At 60.0% G+C, this 16004-nt stretch carries 11 protein-coding genes; 2 read left to right on the top strand and 9 right to left on the bottom strand.

The window, feature by feature from the left end:
• Positions 1–39: 39 nt before the first annotated feature.
• The 9 genes from ACP7BO_RS15130 to glnE form a co-directional block, all read right to left on the bottom strand.
• Entirely contained in the window at positions 40–1479 is a 1440-nt protein-coding gene (locus ACP7BO_RS15130) for a lipopolysaccharide kinase InaA family protein (RefSeq protein WP_426211200.1), read from the bottom strand.
• Entirely contained in the window at positions 1479–2231 is a 753-nt protein-coding gene (locus tag ACP7BO_RS15125; RefSeq protein WP_426211198.1) for a lipopolysaccharide kinase InaA family protein, read from the bottom strand. The genes ACP7BO_RS15130 and ACP7BO_RS15125 overlap by 1 nt, the downstream gene beginning before the upstream one ends.
• Positions 2228–2962 carry a lipopolysaccharide kinase InaA family protein gene (locus tag ACP7BO_RS15120; protein WP_397455081.1) on the bottom strand — a complete coding sequence of 245 codons (735 nt, stop codon included), beginning with the start codon at positions 2960–2962 and terminating at the stop codon, positions 2228–2230. Before ACP7BO_RS15120 ends, ACP7BO_RS15125 begins: the two co-directional genes overlap by 4 nt.
• Positions 2962–3768, bottom strand: a complete 807-nt coding sequence (gene rfaP, locus ACP7BO_RS15115) for a lipopolysaccharide core heptose(I) kinase RfaP (RefSeq protein ID WP_073509404.1) — start codon at positions 3766–3768, stop codon at positions 2962–2964. The genes ACP7BO_RS15120 and rfaP overlap by 1 nt, the downstream gene beginning before the upstream one ends.
• Positions 3768–4889: a glycosyltransferase family 4 protein gene (locus ACP7BO_RS15110; protein WP_397455084.1), complete on the bottom strand. Its 1122-nt coding sequence runs from the start codon at positions 4887–4889 to the stop codon at positions 3768–3770. Before ACP7BO_RS15110 ends, rfaP begins: the two co-directional genes overlap by 1 nt.
• Entirely contained in the window at positions 4889–5950 is a 1062-nt protein-coding gene (gene waaC, locus ACP7BO_RS15105) for a lipopolysaccharide heptosyltransferase I (RefSeq protein WP_426211196.1), read from the bottom strand. Before waaC ends, ACP7BO_RS15110 begins: the two co-directional genes overlap by 1 nt.
• Positions 5951–6985, bottom strand: coding sequence for a lipopolysaccharide heptosyltransferase II (gene waaF, locus ACP7BO_RS15100; protein ID WP_397455086.1), 1035 nt, complete (start codon positions 6983–6985; stop codon positions 5951–5953).
• A gap of 236 nt (positions 6986–7221) precedes the next feature.
• On the bottom strand, positions 7222–8145 hold the full coding sequence (locus ACP7BO_RS15095) for a branched-chain amino acid transaminase (protein ID WP_003438904.1): 924 nt from the start codon (positions 8143–8145) through the stop codon (positions 7222–7224).
• An 85-nt stretch (positions 8146–8230) separates the two neighbouring features.
• On the bottom strand, positions 8231–11173 hold the full coding sequence (glnE, locus tag ACP7BO_RS15090; RefSeq protein WP_426211193.1) for a bifunctional [glutamate--ammonia ligase]-adenylyl-L-tyrosine phosphorylase/[glutamate--ammonia-ligase] adenylyltransferase: 2943 nt from the start codon (positions 11171–11173) through the stop codon (positions 8231–8233).
• Positions 11174–11557: 384 nt separating this feature from the next.
• Here glnE and aceE point away from each other — a divergent pair, with 384 nt between their 5' ends.
• Both aceE and aceF read left to right on the top strand, forming a co-directional pair.
• Positions 11558–14203 carry a pyruvate dehydrogenase (acetyl-transferring), homodimeric type gene (gene aceE, locus ACP7BO_RS15085; protein ID WP_060695871.1) on the top strand — a complete coding sequence of 882 codons (2646 nt, stop codon included), beginning with the start codon at positions 11558–11560 and terminating at the stop codon, positions 14201–14203.
• Positions 14204–14214: 11 nt separating this feature from the next.
• Positions 14215–15855 carry a dihydrolipoyllysine-residue acetyltransferase gene (gene aceF / locus ACP7BO_RS15080; RefSeq protein ID WP_426211191.1) on the top strand — a complete coding sequence of 547 codons (1641 nt, stop codon included), beginning with the start codon at positions 14215–14217 and terminating at the stop codon, positions 15853–15855.
• Positions 15856–16004 lie beyond the last annotated feature (149 nt).

Genomic DNA, 16004 nt, shown 5'->3' with positions numbered 1-16004 from the left:
AAAGCTCGCGAGCAAGCTCGCTCCTACAGAGGGTTGGGGTCAGGGCTGTCTGGGCAGGCGCCCGTCGATCAATTGATACAACGCACTGTCCGCTGGCCAGTTACGCATGAAGCGCGCCCGGTCACGGGCATACGCCGGGGCGAAACTGCTCAGGGAACGGTGCTGGCACATCGAATCCAGATCAATCAGCGCCCAGCGCCCTTCATCCCAGAACACGTTATGTCCCTTGAGGTCGCCGTGACTGATGCGCTCGCGAATCAAATCGGCAAACAACCCGTCCAGCGCCTGCAACTCGACTGGCGGCGCATCACCCCTCTCAACATAGGGCGCAAAGCGCTCGATGATGTCCGGGCCCGGCAAGTACTCGGTCACCAGATACGCTTTGCCGCGCAGCCAGCAAAAACGTGTTTCCAGCAACGCCAGAGGCTGGGGCGTCGCAATGCCCAGAAACGCCAGGCGGTTGCCCTCGCGCCACGAATGCCAAGCCCGGCTCGGACGCCAAAAACGCTTGAGCCAGTGGGCGAAACCTTTGATGTTGTAGCGCTTGACCACCAGCGTGCGGCCCGCCACTTCAACCTTGCCGACACTCGCTGCACCACCGGTTTTATAAAGGTGTCCCTGATCGAGCAAGGCATCGGCCCGGGCCAGTACCGGCAGCATCGCTGCCTCCTCGTCGCGGCGAATGGCGCGCAAGGCAAAAGCCCCGCGCTGCACGCTGAACAAGGTGCAGTCCCGACCGACCTTGGTCAAAAAGTCGTTCAGCCGCCAGGCACGGATTTTCTCGACTTGCTTGAGCAGCGCTTCCATCGGCAAGGCGTGCTCGCCATTGCTGAGCAAATAATGCACCAGCAATTCTTCGATAAACGGCTCAAGGTTTTTCGGCAACTGGGCGAAGAACACGCCCAGGTTTTCCAGCACTTTTTGTCGGGACAGCGGCTTGCCTGCCTCTTCGACGCAAATACCCGCACCGTCGATCAAATACAGCTTGCCGTTCTGACGCAGCAGGTTGTCCAGGTGCAGGTCTTCCTGCCAGAGCCCCTTGAGGTGCATCTGCCCGATCGCGCCCAGCGCTTGTGCCAATACGTCTTGCTGCTCATCTGCCAGGACCGGCAAACCCTGCACCGCTTTCCAGGCCATATCCAGGCTCTGGGCGTTTTCCAGAAACTCGAACAGCAACCAGCCGCCCTCGCCTTCCTGCAAACCGTCGGCCAGCAGCAAGGGCGTGGTCAGCCCTTGCTCGGCCAGCAGACGCACGCCATTGAGCTCGCGCTGAAAATTGCGCGCAGCTTTAGGGCCCACCATCAACTTGGCCAGCACCGTACGCCCGCGCCAGACACCGGCGCCGACATAGCGCTGGCCCGGCAACACGCGCAACAGTGTCAGCAGTTGCAGCTGGGCGGGCCCGGCGGCGTCCTCCAGCTCAATGCTTAGCGGCAAGCCCGGCGCACGCCCGGCGCTTTGCAGTTCGGACAAACGCATCAGCGGGTCTCCTTGTGGCTGCGACGCACGTTCAGGCGCTGATACCACGCATCCACCAGGCCACTGTCTGCCGGCTGTTCCAGATAGGCCGCGAGCAAGGCGCGCACGTCAGCTTCAGTCCAGGCATGGGCCCGACGCAGCAACGGCTCGATATCCTTGACCCGGTCACGCTGGCCCAGCAGCAAGGGCCGGGTTTTTTCCAGGTCGATCAGTTGCGCGCGATAGGCCGCACCATCAGGCTGCAAGAAAATGTGCTTGGGATAAAAACAGCCGTGAACCTGACGCACCGCGTGCAGGCGACGCGCCAACTGGCCGCATGCCTGCAAGATCGCCTGCTGTTGCCCGGCCGTCAGTTGCGACCACTGCTCAAGCAACGAATCCAGATCAGTCCAGCCATCCAGAGCGCGGGTCATCAGGATCGCCCGACGCTCGCCCGGCACTTTGCGCTCGCCAAAGAACACGGCTTCCAGCGCCGGAATGCCTAGCTGTTTATAACGTTCAATATTGCGAAATTCGCGGGCAAAGCTCGGCTCGCCCAACGGACTGTGCAGCGTGCGGGTCAGGTAGTTGCTCTGGCGCTTGAGGTAAAAGCCCTGGCCTTCCAGATCCATACGAAACACGCTGCTCCAGCCAGCACCACTGGTGTTGGGTTCATCCACCGCCTCCAGTTGCACGGCCCACAACGCATCAAAGTCAGCCAGCCCGTTGCGCTCAAGCAAGGCCCGTTCGGCGTCTGCAACAAAATCAGTCATTCCCGGCCCTCAAAGAAACGCACGATATGACGAACCCGCTCTTTGTCCGCCGCGTTGAGCGTATTACGCCCCGTGTACTGGAAATAAAAACGCAGGCGCTGGGTGGCAGTCAGGTGGTATTTGGCCACTTTGTCCAGGCATGCCAGGTCTTTGGTGATGCGGTACTTGAGCCAGAAACCGCGCCAGAAGTCGCCGTTGGGGCAGTCGATCAAATACAGTTTTGCCTGATCGTCGATCAGCAGGTTGCGCCACTTGAGATCGTTATGGGTGAAGCGGTGGTCGTGCATGATCCGCGTACAGCGGGCCAATTGACGACTCACGCCATCGACCCAGGCGCGATCCTTGAGCAACGGATCGTTGTTGTCGGCCAGCTCTGACAAGTCGCGGGTATTGGGCAGCTCGCGAGTAATCAAGGCACCACGGGCATAGGCCGCGCCGCTGCGCTCAAGCCCCCAGGCCACAACTTCTGCCGTGGGAATGCCCCACTTGGCGAAACGCTTGAGGTTTTGCCATTCGGATTTGACCCGCGGGCGCCCCAGATAACGGCGCAAGCCTTTGCCGGCACCGGTGTAGCGTTTGACGTAATAATTGACCCCGCCGCGCTCGACGCGAATGACCTCGGACAGCGGGTCACGGGTCAGGTGCTCCCCCTGTAAGGCAAAAACCGCATCCAGAGTGCCAAAATCCGCTGTCAGAGCGCTGTAAGCCGGTTCCAGATTCCAGCCCGCCATTACAGTGCATCTCCATAACGCAGTTTGCGTTCATAGAGTTTGCTCGCCTTGCCTTCGAGCCACGCCAGCAAGCGGGCCTCTTCGCGCAGGATCTGGCGTAGCGGCCGCTGGAAATAACCGCGCAGGAATCGCAGCTTGTCGCGTTGGGTCAAACCGATGTCCAGCGCCGAGAAATACAGCGCCGCCAGGTCTTTATTACGCCAGCGCTTACTGATCACCGTACGGGTCTGGGCGCGGTGCAGGTCAATGATCGACAGGCGGAAATTTTCGGCCGTGACCGGTTTGTCGGTGTGCAGCAAAAAGTGGCAGATGTAGCAGTCGCGATGGTTGACCCCGGCGCGGTGCATCATGCCGGTCATGCGCGCCACTTCGGCGATCAGCGCATGCTTGAGCTTGGGCTGCGGCGGCTCTTTGACCCAGTTGAGGCTGAAGTCTTCGAGGCTGACGGTGGGGGCCAGCTCTTCAGTAATGATGAACGAGTGCTGGGCGGCCGGGTTGCTGCCCTTTTCGCCATAGGCGACAGCCGTCATGGTTGGTACGCCGACTTCGTGCAGGCGCTTGATCGCACGCCATTCCTGGCCTGCACCGAGAACCGGCAGCTTGGCGGTCAGCAAGTTTTTAAAGACTTCACCCCAGCCAATGCCGCGGTGGATTTTTACAAAGAAACCGCGTCCGTCGACTTCAGTACGCAAGGTACGCCTGCCTTCCAGTTCGCGGTAAACCTCGCCTTCCAGACGCTCGACTTCGGTGAACGCATCGCGCCCGGCCCACAAGCTTTTGAACGGTTCGGCAAGAATCAGTTTCATCAGTGTTGCTCCGCCAGAATCACATCCGCAGCGTGCTGCGGCATGCTATAGAGGTCGGCCGTCTGCGCGTAGGCCAGGCCGTTTCGGCTCCAGGCCGCACGTGCAGCATCGTCGGACAACATGTGTGTCAGGTATTCATTGAGTTGCGTTTGTTCGAACGGCTCGTCCAGCACTCGCCCGCAATCGGCGTCACTGATGTAGTGGGCATAGCCGCACACCGCGCTGACCAGTACCGGCAACCCGGCCACCAGCGCTTCAAGCAGTACCGTGCCGGTGTTTTCGTTGTAAGCGGGATGGATCAGCAAATCGGCACCCAGCAGGAAGCGCGGGATGTCACTGCGGCCCTTGAGGAACTGCACGTGATCGCCCAGCCCCAGAGTGGCGCTTTGCAGCTGGAAAACCTTGGGATCGTCCTGGCCGATGACGAACAGCCGGGTGCGTTTTCTAAGCTGCGACGGCAACGCGGCCAGGGCTTTGAGGCTGCGGTCCACACCCTTGGTCTTGAACCCGGAGCCAATCTGTACCAGCAACAGGTCGTCGTCGGCCAGCTTGAACTCGCGGCGGAACTCGGCGCGAATCTCGGCCGCATTGGCCGGGGCACGGCGGTCCAGTGCAATACCCGGCGGCAGCAAATGGAAGCGCTGCAACGGGGTTTGGTAATGCTTGATAAACAGCGGTTGCTGGACCTCGGAAATCATCAGGATTTCGGTCCTGGCGTCTTTGTCGAAGACCGCGCGCTCGTATTCGGCAAAATGTTTGTAGCGCTTGAAGTGGCGATACATCGAGTGGCGCAAATTCTGCGCCTTGTCCTCAAAGCAGCCATCCGCCGCGTAGTACACGTCCAGACCCGGCATTTTGTTGAAGCCAATCACCCGATCAACCGGACGTTTGGCCAGATCGGCCTGCATCCAGGCGAGCATTTTTTCATTGCGCGTGTGGTTGAAGAATGCCTTGACCGGCGCCACCAGCACTTCGAAGCCCGGCGGAATATCGCCCTCCCAGATCATCGTATACACACGGATCTGGTGCCCGCGCTTCTGGCACTCCAGTGCAATACGCATGAAGTCGCGTTGCAGGCCGCCAAACGGGAAGTATTTGTACAACACAAAAGCCAGTTGCATCAGCGCAGTTCCTCAGCCAGTAACAACGTGCTTAATCGACTCGCGACACGCTCAGGGTTCAGACGAGTGAAGCACAAGGGCCACTCGTTCTTCAGATCAAACCGCTGCTGGTCCTGTGCAGTCGGCTGGTAAGTACATTTTTTCTGCAGGCACGGTGCACAGGGAAAATCGCTGGCCAGATGGATCTGCACCTTGCCGTAGGCGCCCGTGAGGCCGGGGTTGGTCGGCCCGAACAGGGAGATGGTCGGCACATCCAGTGCCGCAGCCAGATGCCCGAGGCCGGTGTCCACCGCCACACAGGCGCTGGCGCTGGCCAATACCCTGGCAACACCTGCCAGGTTCAGTTTGGGCAGAACCACTGCGTTGCTCAAACCGTTGGCAATGCGCTCTGCCCTGGCTTTTTCCGCCGGGTTGCCCCACGGCAGGCGAACTTCAACACCCTTGTCCGCCATCCGTAGCGCCAGATCGCGCCAGTACAGTTCAGGCCAGTGCTTGGTGTCCCAGGTAGTGCCGTGCAAAAACAGTACGTAAGGCTTGTTGCGCGGCAATTCAATCAGGCGCTCGACATCGAGGCCGTAATCGCCCAGCCCCTTGGGCAGGTCGTAGCCCAAAGCGACGGCAAACAACTGGCGCAGGCGCTCAACCGCATGCTGCCCACGGGCTACGGCCAGACGACGCTGATAAAAGCGGCTGGCCAGCGGTTCGCGGGCAGAGTTTTTGTCCAGGCCGGCCACCGGAGCGTTGACGTAGCGCGTCAGCCAGGCACTTTTGACCAGGCCCTGGGCGTCGATCACCAAGTCGTATTTCTCGGCGCGCAGGCTTTGCTTGAAGCGTCGCCATTCGCCGCTCTTGATGGTTTGCCAAATGTTTTTGCGCCAGCGGCGGATCGCCACCGGAATCACTCTACCCACTGCCGGGTGCCAGGTCGGAATCTCGGCAAAGCCTTCTTCCACCACCCAGTCGAAAGTGATCCCCGGAATGGCCCGCGCCGCATCGGTCAGCGCCGGCAAGGCATGAATCACATCCCCCAGGGATGAGGTTTTGACCAACAGAACGCGCACCTAGTTGACCTCGACCACAGAACCCTGCAAACGCTGCAAGGCTTCAACCACCGGTTGCGGCATCAGTTCACGCAGGCAGTTGTAGTGGCCGAAACGGCAGGTACGATCGAAGCACGGGCTGCAATCGAGGCCCAGGCGCACGATCTCGACCTTGTCGGCCAAGGGCGGAGTGAAGCCCGGCGATGTCGAGCCATACACCGCCACCAGCGGGCGATTAAGCGCCGCCGCCACGTGCATCAACCCCGAATCGTTGGACACCACCGCATCAGCGCACGACAACAGATCAATGGCTTGCGCCAGCGAAGTCTCGCCGCTGAGGTTGACCGACTCTTCACGCAGCCCCGGAATCAGCCGCGAGCGGATGTCTTCGCCCACCCCATGATCGTTTTTCGAGCCGAACAGCCAGACTTGCCAGCCTTCGCGGATTTTCTGCTCGGCCACCGCAGCGTAGTGCTCGGAAGGCCAGCGCTTGGACTCACCGAACTCAGCACCCGGGCACAGCGCCAGCACCGGACGGTCCAGCGCCAGACCAAACTTGTCCAGGGCCGCAGCGCGACTCCCCGGATCGATTTGCAAAGCGGGCCGCGGGTACGGCCGGGGCAGATCTGCACCGGGCGCATAGGCCAGCGCCATAAAGCGCTCGATCATCAGCGGATAGCGCTCTTTATCGAGCTTGCGCACGTCGTTGAGCAGGCCGTAGCGGAACTCACCGCGCCAGCCAGTGCGCTTGGGGATACCGGCGAAAAACGGCACCAGTGCCGATTTCAGCGAGTTGGGCAGCAGGATTGCCTGATCGTATTGCCCCTTGAGGGACTTGCCGATCTTGCGTCGCGTGGCCAGTTCGAGGGCGCCGTGGCCGAGCGGAAAGCTCAAGGCCTGACGAACTTCAGGCATACGCTCAAGGATGGGCCGGCTCCACTCTGGGGCCAGCACATCGATTGCGCACTCCGGGTGACGCTGTTTCAGGCACTGGAACAGTGTCTGCGCCATCACCATGTCACCGACCCAGCTGGGCCCAACGATCAAAATATTCATAAGTTTCCATAAACGAGCAAGGGAGGCATTCGCCTGATACCTGTCTGTTAAAAGCCCTGTTACCTCAACCGTAGGAGCGAGCTTGTCTCGCGATGATCTCGATAGCGCCGCGTTTATCCAGTAAACACGCGTTAGCGTTAACGACCATCGCGAGGCAAGCTCGCTCCTACAGAAACAGCGTTCATTTAACTGACGGGAATCAGGCATTCGCCTCCCCGCTGTAGTGCCATATCGCTTTATTTGACCAGTGTACGCCACTCTGGGTGAGCCGTAGTCTTGCCGGTCACTAGATCAAAGTAGGCTTTTTGCAGTTTTTCGGTGATCGGACCACGACGGCCAATACCGATCAGTCGCCCGTCAACTTCGCGAATCGGCGTTACTTCAGCGGCAGTGCCGGTAAAGAATGCTTCGTCGGCGATGTACACCTCGTCGCGGGTAATGCGTTTTTCTACAAACTTGTACCCAAGCTCGGTGGCCAGGGTCAGGATCGTGCTGCGGGTGATGCCGTTCAGGCAAGCCGTCACATCCGGGGTGTAGATCACGCCGTCCTTGATCAGGAATACGTTTTCACCCGAGCCTTCAGCCACGAAGCCTTCCGGGTCCAGCAGCAACGCTTCGTCGGCACCGCCGGAAATCGCTTCCTGCAGAGCCAGCATCGAGTTGATGTAGTGACCGTTGGCCTTGGCCCGGGTCATGGAAATGTTCACGTGGTGACGGGTAAAGGAGCTGGTACGCACCTTGATCCCGACTTCCAGGGCCTCGGCGCCCATGTAGGCACCCCAGCTCCACGGCGCGATGATCACGTGGACTTTAAGGCCGGTGGCACGCAGGCCCATGGCTTCGGATCCGTAGAACACCATCGGCCGGATGTAAGCGCTGTCGAGGTTGTTTTCACGCACCGCAAGGCGGGTCGCTTCGTTGATTTCGTCTTTGCTGAACGGGATTTTCATGCCCATGATGTGGGCCGAATCGAACAGGCGGTCAGTGTGCGCCTGCAGCCGGAAAATCGCCGGGCCTTGCGGGGTTTCATACGCGCGTACACCTTCAAACACGCCCATGCCGTAGTGCAGGGTATGGGTCAGCACGTGGGTTGTCGCATCGCGCCACGGCACCAGCTTGCCGTCATACCAGATCACACCATCACGATCAGCCATCGACATCATTACGCTCCTCAAAGAATCCAGCACCTGCGCATGACACGTCAGGCAAATTGGACGGGCCTTATGGACCCGCCGGATACGTTCTTTAGCTCAATCCTAGCTCAGACCAAATGCGCCGTACGTGTTGACGTTCGACCACAAATTGATCCCCCGTGACCACCCCGGCCTCCTTCTGCAAGGCTTGCCGGTGGGCTACGGCGCGAAAGGCCTTGTAAGCCTCGCGCAACAGGGCAGCATCAGCGGCGGGTATCAGCCCGTCCTGCTCCAGCCCTTCCAGAATGCGGATGTTATCGGTGTAGCGCAGTAACGCCGGGTGTTCCCTGGACCAGGCCAGGGCCGCGTATTGCACCATAAATTCAATATCGACGATACCTCCGGCGTCCTGCTTGAGGTCGAACGGCACCGTGGCCTGAAAGGCATTTTCAGCAGTACCTGCAGCGGTTATCCGGGTACCGAGGTTGCCGCGCATTTTGGCCCGCATCTCGCTGACTTCCTGGCGCAGGGTGGGCAAATCGCGCTCCCGGCACAGAACGCTCGCGCGCACCTGCTCGAATGCGGCCCCGACCTGCTTGCAACCCACCAGTACCCGAGCCCGCACCAGCGCCTGATGTTCCCAGGTCCAGGCTTCGTTTTGCTGGTAACGCTCGAAAGCCCCGAGCGAGCTGACCAGCAACCCCGAGGCGCCTGACGGGCGCAGGCGCATATCGACGTCATACAGCTGCCCGGAGTTGGTCTGGGCGGTCAACAAGTGGATGATGCGCTGGCCAAGACGGGTGAAAAATTGCGCGCTATCGATGGGTTTGGACCCATCGGTGTCAGCACTGGGGTCGCCATCGTGAATAAACACCAGATCCAGATCCGAGCCGTGCCCCAGCTCGATTCCGCCCACCTTGCCATAGCCCACGATAATAAAGCCGGGATCGCACAGGCTGCCGTCCGCACGCTGCGGCGTGCCGTACTTGGCCACCGTCTGGCGCCAGGCCAGCGCCAGCACTTGTTCCAGAATCGCTTCGGCCAGCCAGGTCAGGTAATCGCTGACTTTCATTAAAGGCAGGCTGCCGGCGATTTCCGAGGCGGCCACCCGCAGGCGGTGCGCCAGCTTGAAATTACGCAAGGCCTCCATCTGCTGCTCAAGGTCGTCTTCTGGAATACGCGTCAGACGTTCGCGCAGTTCGCCAGCCAGCTCTGGGGCCAGCGGCGGCTTGAACAGACGGCTTTCATTGAGCAACTCGTCGAGCAACAACGGGAAACGGGTGATCTGCTCGGCAATCCATGGGCTGGCCGCGCACAGAGTCAGCAAACGTCGCAGGGCATCGGGGTTCTCGGTCAACAACACTAAATATGCGGAGCGCCGGGCGACTGCCTCAACCAGCGGCAACACCCGCTCCAGCACCAGATCGGGGTTGGCATGCTCCACCGCCTGAGCCAGCAGACGCGGAATAAAGGCATCCAGCCGCTCGCGCCCCAAACGCTGCATGGCCCGCAATTGCGGGCTGGAGCGCAGGCTGGCCAGCTGCTTAAGGGCCTTGGGAGCATCGACAAACCCGGCTTCTTGCAGTTGGACGCAGGCCGCCGCGTCATCCTGGACTTCTTCCCACAACGGCAACCACTCGCCACCGACGATCAGCTCACCTTCGTCGATATCTTCTTCGTCGTCCGGGTCGGCAATTACCTGACGGAAGTGCCAGTCGATACGGCCGCGCCACTCCATCAGCTGCTCGTGGAACGCCGCCCAGCTGTCGAAGCCCATCATGAAGGCAATACGCGCCTGATCCTGCTCAGTGTCCGGCAGCATTTGGGTCTGGCGGTCGGCAATGGCCTGAATCGCATGCTCGGTGTAGCGCAAAAATTCATAGCCTTCACGCAGCTCGCTGACGACCGCGGCGGGCAGGTAACCCTGACCTTCGAGGATGCTCAGCACTTTAAGCAGCGGGCGTTGCTGCAGACTGAGGTCACGACCGCCGTGGATCAGTTGAAAGGCCTGGGCGATAAATTCGACTTCACGAATCCCGCCAGCGCCCAGCTTGATGTTGTCGGCCATGCCTTTGCGCCGCACTTCCTGCTGGATCAGCTGCTTCATGGTGCGCAGCGCTTCAATCGCCGAAAAGTCGAGGTAGCGCCGATAAACGAACGGTCGCAGCAAACTGAGCAACTGCGCCCCCGCCTCCTGGTCACCGGCCACTACCCGGGCCTTGATCATGGCGTAGCGCTCCCAGTCGCGACCTTGATCCTGGTAGTACTGCTCCAGTGCGTTGAAGCTCAACACCAGCGCGCCAGAAGAACCGTAAGGCCGCAGGCGCATATCGACACGGAACACAAAACCGTCAACGGTCATCGGGTCCAGGGCCTTGATCAGGCGCTGGCCCAGGCGGATAAAGAACTCCTGATTGTCCAGCGCACGCTTTGCTCCGACAGTTTCGCCGCCCTCGGGGTAGGCGAAAATCAGGTCGATGTCCGATGACAGATTGAGCTCCACGGCGCCCAGTTTGCCCATGCCCAGAATGACCATCTGCTGTGGCTCGCCACTGCGATTGCCGGTAGGCGTACCAAATTGCTGGCAATGGCGCTCATACAACCAGCGATAAGCCTGATCGATGCTGGCATCGGCCATGTCCGACAGGTCGCGGCAGGTTTCAATCAGATCGGCCTGACGGTTGAGATCACGCCAGATAATCCGGATTTGCTGACGGGTGCGCTGACGCCGCAGTACACGGCCCAGTTCGTCATCGGTGGTTGCCGTCGCCACGACAGCCGCGATTTGCCCGCACAACTCGCCAGGCTTGAAGCTGCGGTCCAGCTCCCCCGCGCGCACCAGTTCAAGCAACATCAAAGGGTCACGCAATGACTGTTCAATAAAGAAGTCACTCGCCGCACTTACCCGATCAAACGCTGCCCAGCGCTGCGGCGACCAGTCATCGAGTTCCTGCTCGCCTGCGAGTTGCGCGACCGCAGCACGCCATGACTGTTGGCTACGGCTGGCAAGTGGCAATAAAAGGCTGGGGATTGCGGCAAGCGAGGGAAGGCTCATGGTCTATCCTTGATCGGCGAAGACGTTGCCGAGTACGGTGACAGGAAGAAACAGCGGTTAAATCCGACTGTCGAACAAAGGTTACAAATAGCTGGATTTTCTATTTAATTGGCAGCCGACCTGACATCTGAAGGTCAAATTGTAAATTACCCACCAACAATATCGATTTTTCACACAACGCAATAGGTAAGCATCCTATGCTTTCCTGTAGTTTTACTACTGAGCAAGATACTCGAAAGGCTGAAATGGCCGACGATTTGTAGTAAAACTACACAACGCCGGAATCAACCCTCCGGTCATCCAAGAATTTATGTCGTCTGCCCACAAGGCCAGTCGCAAACTCAGGCAACCGATTCTGGAAGCCTTTCCGCCCTGGAGCAAGCCATGCAAGACCTCGATCCCGTCGAAACCCAGGAATGGCTGGACGCCCTGGAATCGGTTCTCGACAAAGAAGGCGAAGAACGCGCTCACTACCTGATGACCCGTATGGGTGAGCTCGCTACACGCACCGGTTCGCAACTCCCGTACGCCATCACCACGCCATACCGCAACACGATTCCTGTTACCCACGAAGCACGCATGCCTGGCGACCTGTTCATGGAACGCCGCATTCGCTCGCTGGTACGCTGGAACGCGATGGCGATGGTTATGCGCACGAACTTGAAAGATTCTGACCTGGGCGGTCACATCTCCAGTTTCGCTTCCAGCGCAACGCTGTATGACATCGGCTTCAACTACTTCTTCCAGGCTCCGACCGAAGAACATGGCGGCGACCTGATCTACTTCCAGGGTCATACCTCGCCAGGCGTTTACGCCCGTGCGTTCATGGAAGGCCGCATCACCGAAGACCAAATGAACAACTTCCGCCAGGAAGTCGACGGTCAGGGCCTGTCGTCCTACCCGCACCCTTGGCTGATGCCTGACTTCTGGCAGTTCCCGACTGTATCCATGGGCCTTGGCCCGATCCAGGCGATCTACCAGGCACGCTTCATGAAGTACCTGGAAGCCCGTGGCTACATTCCTGCCGGCAAGCAAAAAGTCTGGTGTTTCCTGGGCGACGGCGAGTGTGACGAGCCGGAATCCCTGGGCGCCATCTCTCTGGCAGGCCGCGAAAACCTCGACAACCTGATCTTCGTCATCAACTGCAACCTGCAGCGCCTTGATGGCCCGGTTCGCGGTAACGGCAAGATCATCCAGGAACTCGAAGGCGTGTTCCGCGGCGCTCACTGGAACGTGACCAAAGTCATCTGGGGCCGTTTCTGGGACCCACTGCTGGCCAAGGACGTCGACGGTATCCTGCAACGTCGCATGGACGAAGTCATCGACGGCGAATACCAGAACTACAAAGCCAAAGACGGCGCGTTCGTGCGTGAGCACTTCTTCAACACGCCAGAACTCAAGGCGATGGTTGCCGATCTGTCCGACGACGAGATCTGGAAGCTCAACCGTGGCGGCCACGACCCGTACAAGGTCTACGCGGCGTACCACGAAGCGGTCAATCACAAAGACCAGCCAACCGTCATCCTGGCCAAGACCATCAAAGGTTATGGCACCGGTGCCGGCGAAGCGAAAAACACTGCGCACAACACCAAGAAAGTTGATGTTGAAAGCCTGAAGCTGTTCCGCGACCGTTTCGACATTCCGGTCAAAGACGACGAAATCGAAAACCTGCCGTTCTTCAAGCCGGAAGACGGCAGCGCCGAAGCCCGTTACCTGAGCGAGCGTCGCACTGCACTGGGCGGTTTCGTCCCTCAGCGCCGCGCCAAGAGCCTGAGCATCCCTACTCCGCCACTGGACACGCTCAAGGCCATCCTTGACGGTTCCGGCGACCGTGAAATTTCCACCACCATGGCTTTCGTGCGCATCCTGGCGCAGTTGGTGAAGGACAAGGACATCGGTCAGCGCATCGTTCCGATCATCCCGGACGAAGCACGCACCTTCGGTATGGAAGGCATGTTCCGCCAGCTGGGCATCTACTCGGCCGTCGGCCAGCTCTACGAGCCGGTTGATAAAGACCAGGTGATGTTCTACCGCGAAGACAAAAAAGGTCAGATTCTCGAAGAAGGCATCAACGAAGCAGGCGCCATGAGCTCCTTCATCGCCGCCGGTACTTCGTACTCCAACCACAACCAGCCAATGCTGCCGTTCTACATCTTCTACTCGATGTTCGGCTTCCAGCGCATTGGCGACCTGGCCTGGGCTGCCGGCGACAGCCGCACCCGTGGCTTCCTGATCGGCGGCACCGCCGGGCGTACCACGCTCAACGGTGAAGGCCTGCAGCACGAAGACGGTCACAGCCACATCCTGGCCAGCACCATCCCGAACTGCCGCACCTTTGATCCGACCTACGGCTATGAGCTGGCGGTGATCATTCAGGACGGCATGAAGAAGATGACCGAAGAGCAACAGGACGTCTTCTACTACATCACCGTGATGAACGAGTCGTACCAGCAGCCAGCCATGCCGGCCGGTGTTGAGGAAGGCATCGTCAAGGGCATGTACCTGCTTGAAGAAGACACCAAGGAAGCGGCTCACCACGTTCAGCTGATGGGCTCCGGCACCATCCTGCGCGAAGTACGTGAAGCGGCGAAAATCCTGCGTGAAGACTTCAACATCGGTGCTGACGTATGGAGCGTTACCAGCTTCAACGAACTGCGTCGCGACGGCCTGGCCGTTGAGCGCAGCAACCGTCTGCACCCGGGCCAGAAGCCCAAGCTGAGCTACGTTGAAGAGTGCCTGACTGGCCGTAAGGGTCCGGTCATTGCCTCTACCGACTACATGAAGCTGTTCGCCGAGCAGATTCGTCAGTGGGTACCGGTCAAGGAATTCAAAGTGCTGGGCACTGACGGTTTCGGCCGCAGCGACAGCCGCAAGAAACTGCGTCACTTCTTTGAAGTAGACCGTCACTTCGTGGTGTTGGCAGCCCTTGAAGCACTGGCTGACCGTGGCGATATCGAACCCAAGGTGGTGGCTGAAGCCATCGTCAAGTTCGGCATCAACCCGGAAAAACGCAACCCACTGGACTGCTGAGGAGAATATTTGTGAGCGAACTCATTCGAGTACCTGACATCGGCAGCGGTGACGGCGAAGTCATCGAACTGTTTGTAAAAGTCGGCGACCGTATCGAAGCCGACCAGAGCATCCTGACCCTGGAGTCGGACAAGGCGAGCATGGAAATCCCTGCTCCCAAGGCCGGCGTCGTCAAGAGCCTGAAGGTCAAGCTGGGCGACCGCCTGAAAGAAGGCGACGAACTGCTGGAGCTGGAAGTTGAAGGTGGCGCTGCTGCACCTGAAGCACCAGCCCCTGCGGCGCCTGCTGCCGCCGCTGAAAAGCCGGCCGCCGCACCTGTTGCCGAGGCCCCTGCGCCCCCGGCTGCAGCACCTGCACAAGCCACCGTCCAGGACATTCACGTCCCGGACATCGGTTCGTCGGGCAAAGCCAAAATCATCGAGATCCTGGTCAAGGCCGGCGATACCGTTGAGGCTGATCAATCGCTGATCACCCTTGAATCCGACAAAGCCAGCATGGAAATTCCATCGCCGGCCGCCGGTGTGGTTGAAAGCATTTCGGTCAAGCTGGACGACGAAGTCGGCACTGGCGACTTCATCCTCAAGCTCAAGGTAGCGGGCGCCGCTGCGCCAGCTGCACCGGCTCAGGCGCCAGCACCTGCTGCGGCCACAGCTGAAGCGCCAGTGGCTGCTCCTGCAGCTGCACCGGCTGCCAAAGCCGCGGCACCTGCCCCGGCCGCCGCACCTGCGCCAAGCGGTGCCAAAGTTCACGCCGGCCCGGCCGTGCGTCAACTGGCCCGCGAGTTCGGCGTCGAGCTGAACGCGGTCAGCCCGAGCGGCCCGCACGGTCGTGTGATCAAGGAAGACGTGCAGGCTTACGTCAAAGCCATGATGCAGAAGGCCAAGGAAGCTCCAGCAGCCGGCGCAACCGGCGGCGCAGGTATTCCTCCGATCCCTGTAGTGGACTTCAGCCGCTTCGGCGAAGTTGAAGAAGTGGCCATGACCCGCCTAATGCAAATCGGCGCGTCGAGCCTGCACCGCAGCTGGCTGAACATCCCGCACGTGACTCAGTTCGATCAGGCTGACATCACCGAGCTGGAAGCCTTCCGCGTCGCGCAAAAAGCCGTCGCAGAAAAAGCCGGCGTGAAGCTGACCGTACTGCCTCTGCTGCTCAAGTCCTGTGCCCACCTGCTCAAGGAAATGCCGGACTTCAACAGCTCGCTGGCGCCAAGCGGCAAAGCGATCATCCGCAAGAAGTACGTCAACATCGGCTTTGCCGTAGACACCCCGGATGGCCTGCTGGTCCCTGTGATCAAAAACGTCGACCAGAAAAGCCTGCTGCAACTTGCCGCGGAGGCCGCTGCACTGGCTGCCAAAGCCCGTGACAAGAAGCTCACTGCTGACGACATGCAGGGCGCCTGCTTCACCATTTCCAGCCTCGGGCACATCGGCGGCACCGGCTTCACGCCGATCGTCAATGCACCGGAAGTGGCGATCCTCGGCGTTTCCAAGGCAACCATCCAGCCAGTCTGGGACGGCAAAGCCTTCCAGCCGAAACTGATGCTGCCTCTGTCGCTGTCCTACGATCACCGCGTGATCAACGGCGCGGCGGCTGCACGCTTCACCAAGCGCCTGAGCGACTTGCTGGGCGACATCCGCACTATCCTGTTGTAAGCCATACCCGGCCTTCTTCACCGAAGGCCGGGGTAGCGCACAGTTTTCCGGGCGCCACGCTCGTACCTCAACCCCGCCCGTTTGGCGGGGCTTTTTTTGCCCGCGATTTTTGCCGGTCATCCGACTCACCCCGTAACCCTGTGTGAACT

Source organism: Pseudomonas sp. TWR2-1-1 (assembly GCF_049897045.1).
Classification (GTDB): Bacteria; Pseudomonadota; Gammaproteobacteria; order Pseudomonadales; family Pseudomonadaceae; genus Aquipseudomonas; species Aquipseudomonas versuta.
This window is presented reverse-complemented; position numbering and strand designations above follow the sequence as displayed.